This is a genomic window from Citrobacter sp. LJND-P06 (assembly GCF_058188415.1).
This window is the reverse complement of the sequence record NZ_CP187317.1, coordinates 837,092-856,634: the sequence shown is the minus strand read 5'-3', so window position 1 is coordinate 856,634 and position 19,543 is coordinate 837,092. Positions and strand designations below refer to the sequence as shown.

Annotated in this window: 18 protein-coding genes; 7 read left to right on the top strand and 11 right to left on the bottom strand. The window is 51.3% G+C overall.

The annotated features are described in order from the left end of the window. Positions 1-55: 55 nt before the first annotated feature. Positions 56-370, top strand: coding sequence for a hypothetical protein (locus ACO7SM_RS04110; protein WP_490469803.1), 315 nt, complete (start codon positions 56-58; stop codon positions 368-370). Between the two features lie 31 nt (positions 371-401). Here the strand turns inward: ACO7SM_RS04110 and rcnR are convergent, their stop codons facing one another. Further along, positions 402-674: a Ni(II)/Co(II)-binding transcriptional repressor RcnR gene (gene rcnR, locus ACO7SM_RS04105; RefSeq protein WP_192613352.1), complete on the bottom strand. Its 273-nt coding sequence runs from the start codon at positions 672-674 to the stop codon at positions 402-404. Between the two features lie 120 nt (positions 675-794). Here rcnR and ACO7SM_RS04100 point away from each other — a divergent pair, with 120 nt between their 5' ends. Beyond that, positions 795-1,679 (top strand): nickel/cobalt efflux protein RcnA, encoded by an 885-nt coding sequence (locus ACO7SM_RS04100; RefSeq protein ID WP_490469802.1) that lies wholly within the window; start codon positions 795-797, stop codon positions 1,677-1,679. A 59-nt stretch (positions 1,680-1,738) separates the two neighbouring features. Here the strand turns inward: ACO7SM_RS04100 and ACO7SM_RS04095 are convergent, their stop codons facing one another. The 7 genes from ACO7SM_RS04095 to ACO7SM_RS04065 form a co-directional block, all read right to left on the bottom strand. Then, the gene (locus ACO7SM_RS04095; RefSeq protein ID WP_490469801.1) at positions 1,739-3,121 is read right to left on the bottom strand and encodes an amidohydrolase family protein; all 1,383 of its coding nucleotides are present in this window, start codon (positions 3,119-3,121) and stop codon (positions 1,739-1,741) included. 12 nt (positions 3,122-3,133) lie between these two features. Continuing rightward, positions 3,134-4,084: a carbamate kinase family protein gene (locus ACO7SM_RS04090; RefSeq protein WP_490469800.1), complete on the bottom strand. Its 951-nt coding sequence runs from the start codon at positions 4,082-4,084 to the stop codon at positions 3,134-3,136. Positions 4,085-4,108: 24 nt separating this feature from the next. Then, entirely contained in the window at positions 4,109-5,659 is a 1,551-nt protein-coding gene (locus ACO7SM_RS04085) for a xanthine permease (protein ID WP_490469799.1), read from the bottom strand. Between the two features lie 118 nt (positions 5,660-5,777). Further along, positions 5,778-7,196: a YlbE family protein gene (locus ACO7SM_RS04080; RefSeq protein ID WP_490469798.1), complete on the bottom strand. Its 1,419-nt coding sequence runs from the start codon at positions 7,194-7,196 to the stop codon at positions 5,778-5,780. Next, positions 7,196-8,743 (bottom strand): acyl-CoA synthetase FdrA, encoded by a 1,548-nt coding sequence (gene fdrA / locus ACO7SM_RS04075; RefSeq protein ID WP_490469797.1) that lies wholly within the window; start codon positions 8,741-8,743, stop codon positions 7,196-7,198. Before fdrA ends, ACO7SM_RS04080 begins: the two co-directional genes overlap by 1 nt. Further along, positions 8,721-9,620 (bottom strand): oxamate carbamoyltransferase subunit AllH family protein, encoded by a 900-nt coding sequence (locus tag ACO7SM_RS04070; protein WP_490470862.1) that lies wholly within the window; start codon positions 9,618-9,620, stop codon positions 8,721-8,723. The genes fdrA and ACO7SM_RS04070 overlap by 23 nt, the downstream gene beginning before the upstream one ends. 15 nt (positions 9,621-9,635) lie before the next feature. Further along, the gene (locus ACO7SM_RS04065; RefSeq protein WP_490469796.1) at positions 9,636-10,241 is read right to left on the bottom strand and encodes an ankyrin repeat domain-containing protein; all 606 of its coding nucleotides are present in this window, start codon (positions 10,239-10,241) and stop codon (positions 9,636-9,638) included. A 391-nt stretch (positions 10,242-10,632) separates the two neighbouring features. On the opposite strand from ACO7SM_RS04065, the gene ACO7SM_RS04060 reads away from it, so the two are divergent. Then, the gene (locus tag ACO7SM_RS04060; RefSeq protein WP_490469795.1) at positions 10,633-11,562 is read left to right on the top strand and encodes a LysR substrate-binding domain-containing protein; all 930 of its coding nucleotides are present in this window, start codon (positions 10,633-10,635) and stop codon (positions 11,560-11,562) included. A 43-nt stretch (positions 11,563-11,605) separates the two neighbouring features. Here ACO7SM_RS04060 and ACO7SM_RS04055 read toward each other — a convergent pair whose 3' ends face one another. Both ACO7SM_RS04055 and yjdI read right to left on the bottom strand, forming a co-directional pair. Continuing rightward, positions 11,606-11,878 (bottom strand): GNAT family N-acetyltransferase, encoded by a 273-nt coding sequence (locus ACO7SM_RS04055; protein ID WP_490469794.1) that lies wholly within the window; start codon positions 11,876-11,878, stop codon positions 11,606-11,608. An 11-nt stretch (positions 11,879-11,889) separates the two neighbouring features. Continuing rightward, positions 11,890-12,120 carry a 4Fe-4S mono-cluster protein YjdI gene (gene yjdI / locus ACO7SM_RS04050; protein ID WP_490469793.1) on the bottom strand — a complete coding sequence of 77 codons (231 nt, stop codon included), beginning with the start codon at positions 12,118-12,120 and terminating at the stop codon, positions 11,890-11,892. A 252-nt stretch (positions 12,121-12,372) separates the two neighbouring features. Between yjdI and ACO7SM_RS04045 the strand changes: the two genes are divergently transcribed. Next, entirely contained in the window at positions 12,373-13,953 is a 1,581-nt protein-coding gene (locus ACO7SM_RS04045) for a hypothetical protein (protein ID WP_490469792.1), read from the top strand. 131 nt (positions 13,954-14,084) lie between these two features. Here ACO7SM_RS04045 and ACO7SM_RS04040 read toward each other — a convergent pair whose 3' ends face one another. Continuing rightward, positions 14,085-15,878 (bottom strand): glycoside hydrolase family 2 protein, encoded by a 1,794-nt coding sequence (locus tag ACO7SM_RS04040; RefSeq protein WP_490469791.1) that lies wholly within the window; start codon positions 15,876-15,878, stop codon positions 14,085-14,087. Between the two features lie 174 nt (positions 15,879-16,052). On the opposite strand from ACO7SM_RS04040, the gene ACO7SM_RS04035 reads away from it, so the two are divergent. The 3 genes from ACO7SM_RS04035 (at position 16,053) to ACO7SM_RS04025 (ending at position 19,521) form a co-directional block, all read left to right on the top strand. Then, positions 16,053-17,549, top strand: coding sequence for an MFS transporter (locus ACO7SM_RS04035; RefSeq protein WP_490469790.1), 1,497 nt, complete (start codon positions 16,053-16,055; stop codon positions 17,547-17,549). 23 nt (positions 17,550-17,572) lie between these two features. Continuing rightward, complete coding sequence (locus ACO7SM_RS04030; RefSeq protein ID WP_490469789.1) at positions 17,573-18,688, top strand: hypothetical protein; 1,116 nt, start codon at positions 17,573-17,575, stop codon at positions 18,686-18,688. Positions 18,689-18,975: 287 nt separating this feature from the next. Then, positions 18,976-19,521, top strand: coding sequence for a sigma-70 family RNA polymerase sigma factor (locus ACO7SM_RS04025; RefSeq protein WP_490469788.1), 546 nt, complete (start codon positions 18,976-18,978; stop codon positions 19,519-19,521). The last annotated feature ends 22 nt before the right edge of the window (positions 19,522-19,543 follow it).

Sequence of the window (19,543 nt, the reverse complement as noted above, 5' to 3'; positions counted from 1 at the left end):
GTTTCAGGAAAGAAAGTCCGAAGCCACTATGTTTTGCACATGCAGGGACATCCAGATGGGATATTACGAAGAAGAGACGCAAGCATTAAACGCAATATTGTTATTGATTTTTACCATGCAGGTGGACGAAGCCTTTGCCGAACTGGAGCAGTCACTGCATCAACTGGCTTTTCCCCCCGCGGTACGCCGTTTATGTGAGAGCGCGCTGCAAAATCATATCGCCGCTCACAGCGCCCCCTTGGCGCATCAGTCTGCTCAGCCAGAAGCGCAAGCCGTCTCCTGCCTGTTACTGGCACTGGAGTCGATCAGCGGTTTTAAATATGTTGAACGTTATATTATGCACCGGAACCAAATATCTGTTTGTTGTTAATGACTCCGTCATAGTCGGGTGGCGCCCCCGGCTATTTGATATAGGAATCCAGCACTTTCAGGATCACATCCAAATCTTCTTCGCGCTTTACTTCATCGCCCTGATGAACAATATGTTCGGTCAGATGACCCTTGATCACTTCCCGCATAAGTCCGTTCACCGCGCCCCGAATCGCTGCGATCTGCTGTAAAACAGCCGCGCATTCATGGGGTTCATCCAGCATTTTTTTTAAGGCAACGACCTGCCCCTGAATTTTGCTGGTACGCGCTTTAAGCTTTTGTTTATCCCTGATTGTATGTGACATAACAATGCCTCCTTAACATAAATCATTATGGATTATAGCATTGCGTTTCTACTGGGGGGTAGTATTCAGTACTGGGGGGGAGTAGAATGAAACCAGGTAAAACAACTAAGAATCATTCTCATGGGTGAATTTTCGACACTTCTTCAGCAAGGCAATGCCTGGTTTTTTATCCCCAGCGCGATTTTGTTAGGCATTTTGCACGGGCTTGAACCGGGGCATTCCAAGACGATGATGGCGGCATTTATCATCGCCATTAAAGGCACCGTCAAACAGGCCGTGATGTTGGGGCTTGCCGCTACGCTCTCGCATACCGCGGTTGTGTGGCTTATCGCGCTTGGGGGCATGTATATCAGCCGGGCATTTACCGCAGAATCGGTTGAACCCTGGCTACAGTTTATTTCCGCGATCATTATTCTGGGAACCGCGACCTGGATGTTCTGGCGCACATGGCAAGGTGAGCGAAACTGGCTGACAGAAGCGCATGACCATCATCACCATGAGCACGATCATCATCACGATCACCACCATGAGCACGAGCATCACCACCACGAGCATGATCATGAGCATGAGCATGAGCATCATGACCATGCGGGACTGGAAGGGTTAACCGCAGGTACAAAAGAGTATCAGGATGCCCATGAACTCGCGCATGCTAACGACATCCAGCGCCGCTTTCACGGCAGAGAAGTGACGAACGGACAAATCGTGTTATTTGGTCTGACCGGCGGGCTTATCCCCTGCCCTGCGGCAATCACCGTACTGCTGATTTGCATCCAGCTTAAAGCCTTCACCCTGGGAGCAACGATGGTGCTCTGCTTCAGTGTGGGTCTGGCGTTCACGCTGGTGACTGTGGGTGTCGGAGCGGCAATCAGTGTCCAGCAGGCGGCTAAACGCTGGAGCGGGTTCAATCGTCTCGCCAGAAAAGCCCCTTACCTGTCCAGCCTGTTGATTGGACTGGTCGGCATTTACATGGGTATCCATGGCTATCTGGGGATTGTCAGATAAAGCATAGGTTGCGGGAGTCACTCACCGTGGAACACGCGGTTCCACGGTGAGCGTACACATTAGCTGGCGACGCTCCCCCACACCAGTTGGCCTTTATGGAAGGTCGCGGTACGCGGCGAAATCCGCGCCACCGCTTCGGCAGAACACGAGGCGTCCACCAGCACAAAACTGGCTTCATCCTGCGCCTTCGGCCAGACGCGTTCACCTTTATCATTCAATGGCAACACATCCCCCGTCGCCAGGAACAACGCCCGCGACAGATTTTGCTCATTAGGACGAATGTAGAGCTGCGCGTACAAGTTCGCTTTCTCCAGCATGTCGCCCTGGCCATATGGCGACCAGTGATCAATAACGCTGTCCGTACCGGTGATCACCGTCACGCCTTTATCGCGCAACTGCTTAAGCGGCATATGTAACGTGCCAATCGGCACCGTCGAGGCAATAGTGATTTGCTGAGCGGCCATTCGGGTTGCCAGCGTATCGATCTGCTGCTCATTCAGCGTGGCGAGTGCAAAGGCATGGCTGATGGTTAACTTCCCTTTGAGTTGCGGCGTTTTTTCTACCCGTTCAACCATGAAATTCACCGCCGCAACGCCCGCCGGGCTGGTTTCGTGCAGGTGAATATCGACGCCTTTGTCATAATCCAGCGCAATCTGGAACATAGTGTCGAGGGATTTCTCCATCGCGCCATCCACGCTGGTTGGGTCAAGCCCGCCAACGTAGTGCGCCCCCGCCTGCATTGCTTCGCGCATCAACGGTTCTGATTTTGAAAGCAGCAAACCATGCTGTGGAAACGCCACAATTTCACACGCAAAACCGGGTTTGCGACGTGCCAGTACCGCCTGCAAATTCTCAAGGTTCTTAAGCCCGGATACCGGCTCAATATTGCAGTGACTGCGTGCTACAGAGGTTCCTTTTGACTGCAACAGGTCAATCAGCTTTTCTGCCCGTTCCTGGGTATACGGCTGTAGCTCAGGCAACAACTTTTGTTCAAGCGCGATCATATCCTGAATGGTGGTGCCCGCCGGGCGATTCAGCGATCGCCACGGCCCGCCGTAGAAGGTTTTATCCAGGTGGATGTGCATATCGCGCATCGCAGGCAACATCAGCTTCCCGCCCGCATCGTAATGCGCCAGCGTCGCATCCGGATGGCTTTTATTGGCGCGGAGCGCAACAATTTTCCCGTCCTGAATCTCAACGGTTTGCAGCTCGGTTCGGGTATGCACCGCCACCGCATTCTCGTAATCGAAGCCGGCTTCCAGCAGAACGTTATCCAGATAGTAATGTGTGTCGTTGATGGTCATAGCGCCTTTCCCGTCGCCGGTTGTCCCGACAGAATTAGCAGCATACGCGACCGGCGCCGCCGCGCCAAACAGTGCGGCGGCGGTGACCATTTTGCCGCTCTGACTCAGAAACTCACGGCGGCTTTTGTTTTCCTTCATCGTATCTTCCTTTTATGAATGGACGATATGGGTGCCCGTTTCGCCGCGCAGTGCGGCGGGCAGGCATTCCGGCGTGGTGATGATCACCCGTTTGCCGCCCTGTTGCAGAAACGCCAGGCTGGCGACAATTTTGGGCAACATGCTGCCGGGCGGGAAATGCCCTTCCTGCATATAGCGGGTCATGGTGGGAACATCCACCTGCGCCAGCGCCTGCTGCTCAGGTTTGCCAAAGTGAATACAGACTTTCTCAACGCCGGTGGTGATAACCAGAATGTCGGCGTGGATCTCGCGGGCCAGCAATGCCGTGGAGAGATCTTTATCAATGACCGCATCCACGCTGTGATAATCGCCCTGCGGGCTTCGCACTACCGGTATCCCGCCACCGCCCGCGCCAATCACCACAAAACCTTGTTGAGTCAGCGTTTTAATGGCATCCGCTTCGACAATGCGTTTCGGCTCCGGTGAGGCGACTACACGACGATAGCCGCGACCGGAATCCTCCACAAAACGCCATTGCGGATTCGCCCGTTGCAGTTCATCGCGCTGGGTGGCGTCAAAAAACGCCCCGATAGGCTTCGTGGGGTGGGCAAAACCCGGGTCGTTTTTGTCCACCTCCACCTGCGTCACGACGGTCACCGCTTTCTGTTCCCCATGACGCGCCAGCCGGTTGTTCAACGCCTGCTGGATCAGATAACCGATACCGCCCTGAGTATCCGCCACGCAGTTCGCCAGCGGGGTTAACGGCAGCCCTTCGCGTTCATGGGCGATTTCCGCACGGCGCAGATCCAATCCCACCTGCGGCCCGTTACCGTGGGTCAGCACAATGTTGTAATCCGATGCCAGCATCTCCAGCACCGTATCCGCCACTGCTTTCACCGCCTCAGCCTGATGTTCAATCGACTGGCTGGCGTTATCTTTGATAATGCTGTTGCCGCCAATGGCAACGACCACAAGTTCTTTCATCGTGTCTTCATCCCATCAACGTATTCAGGTGGTTTTCGTCGGTTCTTGCGCGGTATCAGTCACCGCTTCCCGACTATCGAGAAAATGCTTCAGTACAAACACGCCGCTCACCATCAGATAGGCGAGGACGAACATCAGTGAAGTGCCTTCGGCAATCCCCACCATCGGTGAATGGATAACCCCAAACAGCGACAGCAGCGCGCCACAGGCGGCAGCCACCGCGCCACGTAGTGGTTTATTGATAATCGCGAAGATGGCAATACAGCCCCACAGCATACTGGCGAGCGGCGCGCCGTTGCCAAGATGCACCAGTCCGTCGTAATAGACGCCTTTACTGTGCAACAGATCGCTGCCCAGCTTCGCCGCCGACGTTCCCGCCGCCCCCATCACGCTATTCACGATGGTCAGCGCCCAGTTCGCAATCCACGGGAACAGACAGATGAAAATGACCGGTACCTCTATTTTTGGCGTTTCGCGCACCACCTGGTTGGCGGTGACCACGCCGATAAAGACCAGAATCGGCACGATGGCGGTCATCGGAATAATGGCGAGCATAAATGCCCCCAGTCCAAACAGCGGGACGAGGAACATGGTGACGCCCGACGCCAGGGTATAACCAATGCTGGCGCCCATCGCTTTCCACCCGGCATGTCCCACATAAACGGTGACCGGGAACGGGTTCCCCATCAAACAGCCGAGCATGGAAGAAAGCCCGTTCGCCAGCATCACTTTGCGGGTGTTGTACTCATCGCCAGCGGCGTGGGCGCTTTCGATGTTTTCGAGGTCAAAAATGTAGTTCGCCAGCCCCAACGGCACCGCCGAGGCCAGGTACGGCAGCGCATGTGGCAGCCCTTGCAGGAAGCTATCGACATGGATTTCCGGCGGGTTAAAACCGAAAGAAGACATCGACGCTTTAATCGCTTCCGGGCTTTGCAGACCGGAAATCCACGCCAGCGCAGTACCGGCAATCAGCAGTAACAGACCGGTAGGAATACGCGCAAAGATAGGCTTTTTGCCAAACCAGTTAATAAAGATCAGCAGCAAGACGATGAAGGAAACCGTTGGCGCTTCAAAAGCCTGCAACATCGGGTTCATTGCCAGCAGCAATAAACCAAGGCCGGAGAGACAGGAGAGCAGTACGGTACGCGGGATCATCTTACGGATGGTTTCGCCGAGGAAAGAACCGCCCGCCAGGATCATCGCTTCAACAAAACACCAGACCAGGCCTATCTGAATGGCGAACTCGGCATCCTGAGTTTGCTGATAAACCGGCATCAGTACGAGGAAAGTTACGGTAAAGATCGACGGCGCGCTCGGCCCCGAAGGCAGCGCCGTCACATCGGTACGTCCCGTCTGTTTTGCCATCTGCATGGCAAACCAGGCATAAAAGATACTCGCCACCAGCACCGCCAGGCCAAAAGCAGGCGCAATGCGGCCATAGACTATCTCTTTAGGGATCCCCACAACAAAGATGAGGAGCCCCATCATCGTCAGCAGGTTAGTCAGATTGTTGGTCATCAGCCCGAAGTAGGCGGCCCAGTCACCACGTTTCCACTCTAGTTTTATTCTGTTCATGGAATATCCTTCACAGGTTAAGCATCATTTGCGATCCCGACGATCGCCCGGCCCTGCAGGTGAACAACGTTATTAGCTTTGCGACACAGGGGCTAACGGCTGTTAGCCCCTGTGGTTGTTATTGGCAGTAGCGGTCACGCCAGCTCAGAATCGCCTTCTCAAAGCAGGCGAACGGCGGGTGGACAATGCCAGCGCCGATCATGCCGATCCCCGCATCTTTGTGCGCTATAGCGGTATTGATAACCGGCAAAATGCCGGTACTGCCGACACGCGTAATGTCGATAGCCGTAGGGATCCCCATAAAGCCCAGCAGTGGAATGGTGACGTTCGGATTTTCGCCCAGCGTTATCTCTCTCATCTGGCGGGAGAAATCGACGGCTTCTTCCACCGTGCCTCCCACCAGCGCCACGATGGCGGGCGCGGTTGCCATGGCAAAACCCCCGATGCCGTAGGTTTCCGTGATGGCGCTGTCGCCGATATCACGCCCGGAGTCCTCTGGCTTATAACCGGCGAACATCGGGCCTATCACCTGCTGTGCCGGGCCGGTGAACCAGTGTCCTGGCAGACCGCTGATGCGCAGACCAAACTCCACGCCGTTACGCGCCATGGTGGTCACGACGGTGCTGTACTCAATGCCGTGAGCGGCATCCATCGCGGCTTTACACATCGCCATCCATGTCGGGCCGGAGAAATAGTCGCTGCTGGCGACGAACTCAAACACTTCACGCTGCTGCGCCACCGGATACCCGGTCTGAATAATCCACGGCGTCAGGGCCTGAATCAGCAGCGCGGTGCCTGCGTTGTTGCGGTTATGGCATTCATCGCCCATATGCAACGCCTGCGCCAGCATCAGTCGCAGATCGATTTCACCCGCCAGTTTCATGGCATCACGCAACATCGGCCCCATCACATCGCGCATCCACACCAGACGGTCGATGACGCTCTGATCGTTAGCGCCCATGCGCAGGATCTTCGCCATCTGCTCGCTCATGTTGGTATACGCGCGATTGCCGTAGGTTTTGTTCTCCACGATGTGCATAAACATCGAGGCGGAAGTGACCCCAGCCATCGACCCCACGCAGTCGTGCTCATGGCAGGGCGAGAAAGTGATTTCACCGGAAGCAGCAAGCTCTGCGGCCTGTTCCAGATCGCTCGCCAGCCCTTCAAATACCAGCGCTCCCGTCACGGCGCCTTTCATCGCACCGCACATTTTTTCCCAGCGAATCGGCGGGCCCGCGTGGAGAATGGTTTTGCGGGTCATTCCCGGAACGACGTTGATCGCCTGGTCGTAGCCAATCAGTACCGGATGGGACTGAATAATGCGTTCCAGCGCCTGCTGGTTGGCGGCGGCAATTTTTTCCGCCAGCGGAGAATCGGTAATATCATCCAGCGCGCCGACAACCTGCATGTTGCCCTGACCCGGCGGCGTCCAGTCGAGTTGAGTGACCGGTACATGCTGTTTTTTCAGATCATCGCTGAACATGGCAATGCCGACGTTGATCACATTGAGTGGCTGGTTAAACAGTGACTGGCTCATCAGGCTTCCTCCCCTTTGCAAACAAATTCACGCGCCAGCAATCCGGTATTGGTGCTGCTGCTCGCCCAAATCACGCCAGCGTCCGTCAGCATCTGGCACTGTTTTTCCAGCGACGGCGTATCGAGATCGGTGCCAAGCACATAACCCAAAATTTCCAGCGGACGTCCTTCTGCGGCGGCAATCGCCTTCGCCTCTTTGATAGCATCGATCATGACGCCGACCGGATCCTCGTGCGATCCGAACCCGAGCACAAAATCCATCACGATCACGCCGACTTGTGGATCGCGCGCTTCCTGTAACAGGCGGCTGATGCGATTGGTGGGGTCGATCATCGGGTGCGGCTTGCCGTTGGTAAAATCGTCATCGCCAAAATCGAGGAAGGTATGCGCCACGCTGCGATTGAGATCCGTCAGACGACGGCTCGGATCCGGGTGGATATTGCTATAAACCTCGTCATGTTTTTCCATCGCGGCGAACATGGCTTCGTCGCACAGCGTGCCGCCGCAGAACAGTCCACGAATGTATTTTTGCTGCGGCGTCAGGCGGGCGCGCACCTCTTCGATCAGCGGCCAGTTGAGCGGATGGAGATCCAGACTCTCTTTTTTCACGCCCGTCAGCAGCACCGCTTTCAGCGCCGCCTCTTTGGTTCCGCGCGCAAACAGCAGACCGTTTTCGTCTGCGGGCGGTGCTTCACGACCGAGGAAACAGACCACTACCGGTTTCTGACAATTGCGCGCGCGTTCCAGCACCTTGCGGGCAACGGCAGGCGCAGGGGGTTTGGAGATCAGCGCGATAATGTCTGTTTGCGGGTCGGCTTCCAGCATACCGATGGCATCCAGCATCATCAGACCGCCGATCTTTTCACTCAGATCGCGCCCGCCGGTGCCGATAAGCTGGGATATCCCCCCGCCAAATTCGTGGATACGTACGCTCAGTTCCTGGCTACCGGTTCCCGATGCGCCCACAATACCGATATTGCCGCGACGCACGGCGTTGCCAAAGCACAGCGCCGTACCGTTGATGATGGCTGTGCCGCAATCCGGCCCCATCATTAGCAACCCTTTTTCGTGCGCCAGTTGCTTGAGCGCCAGTTCATCCTCAATGGAGACATTGTCGGAGAAAAGCATCACATTAAGGTTGTTTTGCAGTGCCTGCCGGGCTTCGCGCGCCGCAAATAACCCGTTGACCGAGATCACCGCCAGGTTGCTGTCTGGCACATGCGTTTTCGCGCTGGCGAGGGTGGCGTAACGCGCTTCATGTTGGCCGCCCTGTTCTTTATGTGTGAATAACGCATCAATGGCGACCAGGGTTTGCTCGTTCGCCGCGTCGCTGGCCCCCTTAATCACAATCATCAGATCGCCGCTTTTTGCCTCATTCAACTCTGACGTCAGCAGACCGAGATTTTTCAGTACGCCTTTATTCATCTCTGTTGCCATCGCCACAAACGCCTGTTCCACACCTTCCAGCTTATTGGCGCGGGTGGAGATGGACATCAGCGAGACAGAATCAAAATACGTGTTCTTTTTAACAACTATCCTGATAGACATAATTCCCTCCAGAGCAGTGGCTCAACGCGCAGGCATCCGCCATGCCGTAAAGCATGTCGCAGCCAGAACTTGAACCGATATTTTTAATGTCGGTAATAATGTGGGTAGAAAAATCATCTGACCCGGTAATAATGTTTTTTACCAGTCGCGTAATACTTTCCCGATAACGTCGATGAAAAGCCTCCTCCAGCGTTATTTTGCTGAACAGTGTGGTATTTTTTCCGGCGTATCGTAAGGCTGTTAAAAATGTGTCCTGATATTTTTCCAGCGGATGTCCGCGGATAAATAAAATAATGCTCAGGCCTACTAAATAATCATCAGATGACGGCGTTAATCCGATTCCAAGACCGATTAGGCGGGTAATCGAATCCGTCATATTTTGTTGTTGCTGCAACGCAGAAAGTAAATATTGGCGGCGCTGCTGCAATTCTCTGGCTAATTCGCGATAAAAGGGATTATCGCCGGTATACAAAAACAGAGTGTCGTCACATCCGAGATGCTGATACAGCGTCCCGGCCCAGCGTCGCCAGGGAATGGCGGTAAAACAGTCTGCGCTCAGTGATATTTCAGGCATCAACCAGCGCGTGCAGGCAACGGTTTCAATCCATTTATCATCGCCTATTGCTAACCCTGACGCCGTAAATCTGACCTGTTCACCTGGGCGGAACAGGTGGTTGCAATGTGTCAGCGCCAGACGGCAGCTATTGGGGGCGTTGTCACAGCGTTCACTGAGGAGTGTCAGTAAGCGCTGCTGTCCGGGAATGAGCAGGTTTACCGCCCGGGAAAAAACCTGTTCAACCCGTCCCTCCATTCGCTGTGCGAGAAACGCGCTATCTGCCGTTAACGCCCTGACGCATTGCCGTAATGGCGATGCGATAATGGTATTCCTCCGTCAGGCGCCTGCGGCAATCAACAGTTCGGCAATCTCGTGATACCCCTTCTCCTGCGCCAGTTCCAGCGGGGTTTTACCGTACTTGTCCGTCATGTGTGGGTTCGCACCGTTGTCCAGCAGCAGCTTGACGATTTCCTGCTGTTTTGCGCCGCCATCATTTAGCACAATGGCTTCCAGAAGCGGCGTCCAGCCAACAAAATTGGTGTGGTTGACGTTAATATTCGTTCGCGTTAGCAGTTCACGGACAATCTCGACGTGACCTTTTTCGCTGGCGGGCGTAATTCCCACACCGCCAAAACGGCTCAGACGGTCGAGATCAGGGTTGGCAGGTAATACCGTTCGCAGCAGGGTTAAATCGTTGGTCAGGCAACTGATGAGGAAAGGGTTAAAACAGGTTTGATCCTGCTTATTAATATCCGCACCTGCCGCAATCAATAAAGACACACACTCGTAGTGTTTATTCAGACTGGCAATAATAATTGCAGTACGTCCCTGACGATTCGTGGCGTTAATATCCACATTATTGTCGAGACAGGATTTTAATCCTTCAGCATTGCCCTGCTCTGCTGCTAGCAGAAATTCTGTAATGAGTTCGTTCTCAGACATATTCCCTCTCCTGCAGTTTTTAGACTTCTTGCAATTCCGATAGCCTGAGAATAGCAACAGAGTGATGAGAAAAACATCCGCTTAAATTTCATTCATCGTAAGTGCGTCGATTATTGAAATAAATTCCACAATAAAGACAAAATGTGCGGCAGTGCAACCTTTCTCTTATCGTTAGCCTCCTTTCTATCCTTAGTGGTAATGCGTAAGCGCCCCGCGCCAGGCAGCACAGCGTGTGGCCTGTCACTAAAGTTCAGAAGTGTGATTCTCTTCAAATCAAATGTAACTTTAGTGTTAAATTTCGTTCAAAACTGATTGTCTGCCATAAGGATTACAAATACATTCAACAATCGCTGCATGACAGACGGTACACTCAGGGCATGAGGGGAGAAGGATGAATTCAATTTTTACCGAGGAGAATCTGCTGGCCTTCACGATGGCTGCCCGCTATGGCAGTTTTAGTAAGGCCGCCGAAGAGCTTGGCGTAACCACCTCAGCCATTAGCTACACCATCAAGCGGATGGAAATGGGACTTGATGTTGTGCTGTTTACCCGCAACACGCGCAGCATTGAGCTAACCGAGTCCGGCCGCTATTTCTTTCGCAAAGCGACCGACCTGCTGAACGACTTCCACGCCATCAAGCGCAGTATTGACACCATTGCCCAGGGCATTGAAGCGCGAGTGCGCATTTGCATCAACCAGTTGCTCTATACCCCAAAACATACCGCCCGACTGTTGCAGGTACTGAAAAAGCAGTTTCCAACCTGCCAGATAACGGTGACGACCGAGGTGTACAACGGCGTCTGGGATTCCATTATCAATAACCAGGCCAACATCGCGATTGGCGCGCCGGACACGCTGCTCGACGGCGGCGGTATCGACTACACCGAAATCGGCGCTATCCGTTGGGCGTTTGCTATCGCCCCGGATCATCCGTTGGCCTTTATGCCGGAGCCCATTTCCGAGAGCCAACTGCGCTTGTACCCAAACATCATGGTCGAAGATACGGCGCACACGATTAATAAAAAAGTGGGCTGGTTGCTGCATGGTCAGGAGTCGATTCTGGTGCCAGATTTCAACACCAAGTGCCAGTGTCAGATTCTGGGGGAAGGGATTGGCTTTTTGCCAGACTACATGGTGCGGGAAGCGATGGAAAAATCACTGCTGGTGACGCGTCAGATCCACAACCCTCGTCAGGACTCACGTATGTTGCTGGCGACTCAGCATTCGGCTACAGGCCGCGTGACCCAGTGGATTAAAAAGGAATTTGGCTCACAAGGGGTGCTGACGGGAATTTATCAGGATCTGCTGCACCGGGAATGATATGCCGGATGGCGGCGGTGCCCTATCCGGCGGGAAATCCTACTCAGGCGCGGATATCGTCATACTCACGAGTATTATCAAATTCGTGTTTCGCAAACGGGCAGAGCGGAATGACCTTGCGGTTTTCCTGGCGCATTTTTTCCACCACTTTCGCCACCAGTTTTTTACCTACCCCCTGCCCTTTCAGACTGGGATCGACATCGGTATGCTCAATGATGCTCAGATGCTCCCCTGTCGGTACAAATACAATCTCCGCAACCTGAGTGCCTTCAGCATCGTTAACATAAAATTTGTTATGACCTTCAAGTATTTCCATTCGTCGCTCGCTTATTTATGCCGATACTTCAGCGCGCCGCTCGGGCACGTATCAATCACTCTGACCACCGTGGCGACATCCACTTCATCCGGGATAATCCACGGTTTGCGTTTCAGGTTAAAAAGCTTCGCGCTGCCGCGCACGCAGTTCCCCGAGTGCTGGCAAATCTGCGTATTGAAGTAGACATCTATTTTCTCACCGGTATAAGCCCGGAACCCCGCTTCCAGTAGTTCTTTATCCATGACATTGCCTCTGTTGTTTTTAGGGTGTCGAGACTAAGCATAGTCCTGTGCGCGTCTGGTGACTACGATACATTCACCAAAATGATATTTTAAAAAATGAGAACATCCGCCGGGACTCACCCTATTTTTGATTTTCATTCGACTTTTCCACAGTGTTTTAATCTGCTATTGGCCCTAACTAACTCTGGTGCGACAGAAGCAACGGCTATAAAATAGAAGGTATGGTTAACATTGTTCGCGTGGTTTCTTTAAGTGCAGACCTCTATTCCGCTTCGTTTATTAGAAGTGAATTCTTCGCTGATCTGGCACTGGCCATATTTGCAGAGTGTTATTGCGGTGATGGTTCGTGACCAATTTAATGGACTGGTCATTAACCAGCAGAATTTATTATCTTTATTAGTCTCACCCTCAGTTTATTGTCAACATGGCCGTGAAAATCTGCTACGCGAGCGTCAGGAACATTTATTATATCTGCAACGTTTATGCCGTTACTGTCGGGCATCAGGTATTGGTGTTTGGTTACAAGGTGAAGCCCTGCCCCGGGATGGAAAAATACAAGAAAAGTATCCCGAATATGCATTAATTGAAAATAGTAGTGCAGATGAAGTTTTCTGGAAAAACTTTTATCAGCAGGCGCTCTTTGAAGCCTTGCAACAATTATCCGGTATTGATGGCATAATTGTTAATCTTCCCCGACATCAACCCTACAAAGCCAGTTGGGTCACGACAATCCCTTACCTTTATCAAACCCTGCGAAGCCTCGGCAAGAAAATGGTGCTGCGTGACTATATGGAGGACGAGGCAGCATCATGGCAATTAGTGAATGCGTTAAAGGTATTACCACCGGATGTACGGGTGTCAATTAAGGCCGTGGCGCATGGTTATCGCCCCGGCTTTGTGAATAACCCTTTGCTGACTCAACTTGAAGGGCGGGTCAAGTGGATTGAATTTGATATGTGGGGGCTGGAGTACGGCTGGACACTGTTGCCTTGCTACTTATTAGAAGAGATTCAGGGTCGGCTAAGCTGGGTCGAAAGCATGGCTGGCGAGCATCTGGAAGCGATTACGGGTCGGCTCAGTTGGGAATGGATCTCTAACAGTTCCTTGATCAACTCGGTAAATTCAGTGAATTTACATGGTTTAGCCATGTTTGGCCGTGAAATATTTATGTCTGAAAAACAGGCGTTTCACTGCTGGCTCACCGATATGTTAGGGCATAAAGTGGGAATGGCTGAATTAAACACCTTTCATCAATTGTATACCTGTAGCTATGAATGGATGAGAAAAACACCCTATATCCTGGGGCATGTTTTACACCATTACAGCCAGGTACCTGAAAACTATGCCCAGGCCGTAAAACAGCTTCAGTTACATTTACGCCATTCTGACGATTATACGATGTCGGTATTATTCCCGATGGGCGATCCCGACACCGGACGCGAACAATACCAGCAATTATTATTAGAAAAGCAACGGGCCATTTTTTTGGCACAAGATTCCCGCAACCGACTACATCAAATAATACATTCGATTACGATGTCGGAAGAGAAAAGGGATCTGTTCAAACGCGTCTGGGAACGCGTCCCCTACTACACCGAGATGTTTAATGGCGTCGCTCGATGCGTTGCCATGAAAATGATGTTAGATCGCTACGGAAATCAAAGTGGCATCTCTTTATTTGAGTTAACCAAAGAAGTTAATCAACTACGCTTGTTAGCCCATCGAATTTCCGAATGGCTCGATAAAGAAGAACAACAGCAACCCCATTATCTGGCCATGTTATTTGATCCTGCCAGGCTACTTAGCCTGGCAGAAAGTCTGACAGCAGATTAATCCGCTAATGACTTAACACCGTTCACTTAAGTCAATGAATTAGGGGAAACACCGGGATTTGGTTCCCGGTGGGACGCCAAACCCGGTGGTCGCCCCGGATATCTCGGTCTTAAACTAACAGTGTTATCTTATTACCCGGCATTTTTGAGCTGCTGATAAAAATCGCGCAGCACATAAAATGCCTTTTTGCGTGTTATTTTGTCAGCAGTAATCAGCCCCTTACAGTTGAATCCTTTCTGGTAAGGATTCTGGCGTCTTTCTGTACGGTAGTCATACAATAGCCACGGGGTAAAACCACGGACATAATTAAGTTTTGGCAAATACTCGGTCTGCTTACGATACACATCCGCCATATAATTTTCCGAGAACGGCCCTGACTGAGGCGCATGATCGCCTATCACACCTTCGGCCCCTGTTTCAGTAATGACCACCGGTTTTGTGGGTGACGAATTTTCTCCCAGTACAATCAGATCATCAAAATTCTCTTCATACCAACCGTAATATTCGTTCAGTCCGATGATGTCGAGAAAATCGGCCAGACGATCTTCAATTTTCATTTTGGCATGATTGACCAGGCAAGCGGCAGAAATCAAACGGCTGGGATCGGCCTGGCGGGCGGCATCAACCAGCGAAGTCATAAAATTCAGTCGCTCATCGGTATCGGCATTTTCATTACCGACTGACCAGATAATCACGCTGGCACGATTTCGGTCACGGTAAATAAGCTCCATCAACTGATTATGCGCATCGCGTTGGGTTGCCGGATTTTTAAAATCGATGGCCCAGTAGTTTGGAATTTCCTCCCAGAGCAACAAGCCCACCTCATCCGCAATACGCGCGGCCATCTCATGGTGAGGATAATGCGCCAGTCGCAGGTAGTTGCAGTTGAGTTCTTTGGCATCCTGAAAACGGCGGCGAATATCCGCTTCGTTGGTCATTTTCCCTAACAGGACATCATCTTCATGGCAATTGACGCCTCGCAGATAGAGCGACTTGCCGTTAAGACGAATATCCGTCCCCACAACCTCAATGTGCCTGAATCCCACGCGGTCGCTAACACAGTCACGTCCCAGCGTCGCCATGACCCGATACAATTTAGGATGCTCAGGCGACCAGAGCTGCGGCTCAGCAGACAATGTCGCTTCAGCAACCCCGTCAATCACCGGCAGATTCACGCAGATACCCAATTCAGCGAGGGTGACATTGACCTCCGTCGCATCGCCTTCAACCGCTATTCTCACGGCAATTCGATTATAGTTTCCATCGGGGACTAAATAGACAAACAGATCCCGAATATAGGTTTGCGGCGTTCGGATAATATCGATTTCACGATAAATTCCGCCATAGTTAAACCAGTCGTTATTTCTCAGAGGAAGCCTGTCGGTGGTGCGATTATTATTCACGCACAGCATCAGCACATTATTGCCTGGTTGTAATAGCGGCGTTAACTCAGCACAAAATGGGGTGGAGCCACCGTAATGATTGCCGATGAACTGATGATTGAGGAAAACTTTGCAATCGTAGTTGGCGGCGCCAACGCGTAAGAAAATGCGTTCATCAGCGTCCTGAACAATATAGTCGATTTCGCGGGTGTACCACGCACTGCCCTCAAAATAGAACCATTTTTCGTTCATCATCTGCCAACATCCCGGCACTGGAACGGTATCACCGGCAAAAGGATCGTAATCGTAAGGATCCCGGCGCGTTTCAGCATCGCGCTTCTCCAGGAGATGCCATTTTTGCCGTAGCCCGGTGTCGTGAAGATCCAGCGTGAATCGCCATTCCCCGCTCAGACTTTCGCACTCGCGACCGCCAGTAAACAACAGATTGGTATGGTTAAGATTCTGCGCGTTGTAGGGCTGGTCATATTGCTCGTTGTGTAGGCATTCAACGGCATTTTCTGCCAGGTCAGATTTTTCCAGCATGAGATATCCTTCATAAAAGAGGTGTTGCTGAAGAATAACGGCTCAAAAACCGGGCTTGATGGCGATCCTTGGGATCAGAAGACTGAGAGTGAGGAAAAAACAAGTAAATGTGACAAAAGTCTAAAATGTTGAGCCTTTCAGTGTGACCAGCATCTCATAATAAATTTTATCGTAGTGATCTGCATCACATTAACAACCCTGGGTAGCGATATTACTCACATAAAATTATGGCAGGACTTCAGGGATCTCAATTCTCTTTCTAACCCGTCACGGACTCAGACCAGGTCACTTACACTGGCTGAACGTAATTTTAGCTGGGTCTGTTTGGAAAAGTTCTCATATCGTGACGGAGGAAATACGATGGGGCAGTTGCAAAGTGGTGTCAGTAATCAAGCAGTAAAGATGAGTTCTACAACCAGTCGATATCGATGGACAATTTGCGCGTTACTCTTTTTTTCAGTCACCATAAATAACCTTGATAGATCTATTTTAGGGTTACTCGCGCCAATGTTACAAAAAGATATTGGCTGGAACGAAATTGAATACGGCAATATTGTGACGGCATTTCAGGCCGCCTATGCGTTAGGTTTATTCCTGTGTGGACGTATCGTTGATGTTTATGGTGCCCGCCTGGTCTTACCTATCGCTCTGGCACTCTGGAGTGTGGCGGCGATGGCACATGGTATGGTCGGCACCGTGATTGGATTCATTTACGCCCGTATATTCCTTGGGCTGGGGGAAAGCGCCAACTTTCCTTCCGCAGTAAAGGTTGCCGCTGAATGGTTCCCGAAACGAGAACGTGCCTTTGCGACCGGTATTTTTAATGCGGGCTCCAATGTCGGTAATATTTTTGCCCCCATCATTATTCCCTGGATTGCCTTGCAATGGGGATGGCGTGAAGCGTTCGTCGTAACCGGTGCGGTCGGGTTTATCTGGATTGTTTTCTGGTTATTTTTATACGGAAAACCGGAGAAAGTAAAAAAAGTAAACGAAGAAGAGTTAGCCTGGATTAATCAGGATGATGACGCGGGCAGCACCGAACAATCACAGCAAAAAATTAGCTGGTTGGGGCTGCTGAAATATAAACAAACCTGGGCATTTGCCATTTGTAAGTTTCTGACTGACCCGATCTTCTGGTTCTTCCTGTTCTGGTTACCGAAGTGGCTGCATGATGCCCGCGGTATTGATATGGCTCATATGGCAATGCCTTTGGTTTTAATCAATATTTTGGCAACCATCGGGGGTCTTGCTGGCGGATATCTCCCGGCATGGATGGTGAATCGCGGTATGGCTGTCAATAAGGCGCGCAAATTAACGTTATTGCTCTGCGCCACCTGCGTGCTGCCTATTTTGTTGGTTTCGAATGCGTCTAATCTTTGGGTCGCGGTTTCGCTGATTGGACTTGCTGTTGCAGCGCATCAGGGCTGGTCAGTCAATCTTTATACCAGCGTATCGGATATGTTCCCTAAACAGGCTGTGGGTGCCGTTGTCGGTATTGGCTGCTTAATTGGTTCTCTCGGTTCAATTCTCTTTACACAGGCAACAGGCCATATCCTGCAAGCAACAGGCAACTATTGGTCTATTTTCCTGATGGGCGGATTTGCCTATCTGCTGGGTTTCCTGATTATGCATTTTTTAATTCCGACAATGGCTGCGGCTAAATTTAAATAATTTTCATCGTATAGGAACTGAACATGTCATTTACCGATAGCCTGTTACAGGAACGAATTCTTGCAGCCAAAGAGAAAAGTCTCCTCTGGCTTAACAGTATGCAACTCCCCAACGGAACGCCTGGCGTATTACGCGTCAGCGAACTTCATCAGCCAGAACAGTGGCCGCAGATGCTGCTGCCAGGTACGTATGATGGAACAATGGCTCGCGTTTTATTAGGCGATGAAATATCGGAGAAAAAAGCGCTGGCGGATTGGGTATTAGGTCATCAGCAAGAGGAAGGATTCTTCCAGTTGCCGGGGCTGCGCTGGAGCGAAACCTGGAAAGGGCCGGATGCCAATATCACTCGTCAATACATGCGCTTCCATGCAACAAACTACTGTATGGGTACGCTGGATGTTCTGGATCAACTGGATCGCCTCGAACTGCCGTTTTTGAAACCGTACCTCGACCCACAATATTTTTGGGCATGGTTAGGTCAACGCGATATGCGCGATCCCTGGCTGGAAGGGAACAATATCGTCAATATGGGCAGCTTTCTGTTACTCGAACAGCAAAGAGATCCAAACGGCCCTGCGGCTCAGCGTTTGCAGGATATGATCTTCTGGCATAATCAGCAAAGCGAGCCCTACTCCGGTTTCTGGGGGCCAGGCCAACAGTACAGTCAGGAGGCATTATTATTTGCTCTCTGCGGTGCGACGCATAATTTGCATGTCTTTTATGCACTCGATGAAAATATTCCCTATTTCAACCAGTCAATGAGCCGTTGCCTGGAGCAACCTCTGGCTGTTCGCAGTAGCTGCATTGATGTCGATATTATCGATATTCTGGCGCACGGTTATGCCCGTTGCCCACAACGCAAAGACGAAATTGAGCATTGGTTACGCAGTATGCTGGTGAAATTGCTCGATTTCCAGAATGCAGACGGCGGGTTCCCGGACACCCTGCTCGGCGAACGAGGTTATGACGGTTGGGTGAAGGGATATAAAGAGCCTCAGGGACACAGTAATACCTTCGCCACCTGGTTCCGCTGGATAGCCATTGCGATGATCGCCGATGTATTATGGCCACAATGGCAAAACTGGCGTTTTCGTAAAACGATCGGTATTGGTTATTTTAAACCAACAGTCGGAAAATAAATCGTTTATAGCCGCGTTGTTATATTTTCACGGCAACATGTTATTACCCGACAGCAACGATATTGAATAAACCTTCATGCAAGGCAGGATAATATCCTGAGGCTATCCTATACATATTGGTATAAGTTACGGCCGCCCCCTGCGCGATGTGCAAAGACATTCTGTTATTGTTCTATAAAAAGACAGGTATATAATGACCTGTCTTTTTTCTATTCTTTTTTCGTAATACAGCCTGACTTTTTTTATTTTGTCGAATCGCAAAAGCACTTTTACCACGGAGGTCTGACATGAGTAGTACCCGTGATTTCAACGCATGTATGACCATTTTCTGGCAACAGCACAAACCTGAACTCTTTCGTTTTCTGGTCTCAAAAACAGGCGATGAGGAAAAAGCCGCTGACCTGCTGCAAGAGCTTTTTCTGCGTGCCCGTGCTCATTCCGATCATTTTTGTGAGATGGAAAATCCGCGTGCCTGGTTGTATCGTGCGGCGCGAAATTTGCTCATCGACGAACACCGCAGCGCCAGGGAGTTTGTCGAACTGGAAGAAGAAACCCTGCTGTCTGATACATCTCCTGATGCCATTGCAATGCTGAATGTTTGTCTACCTGAAACCCTGCAGGCATTACCAGAAGATGAGCGATGGCTGATTGAAGAATCCGACCTGAACCGGCGTCCGCAGCAGGAGCTGGCAGAAGAGCTTGGCATCTCACTGACGGCGTTTAAATCCCGTTTGCTGCGGGCCAGAAAACACCTGAGAGAAGTGATGACCGCGCTCTGCCAGATTGAGGCGGATGACACATCTCCCGTCTGCTGTCACAAAAAAATGATGTAACCGCGCATCTTTTTCCCACCAT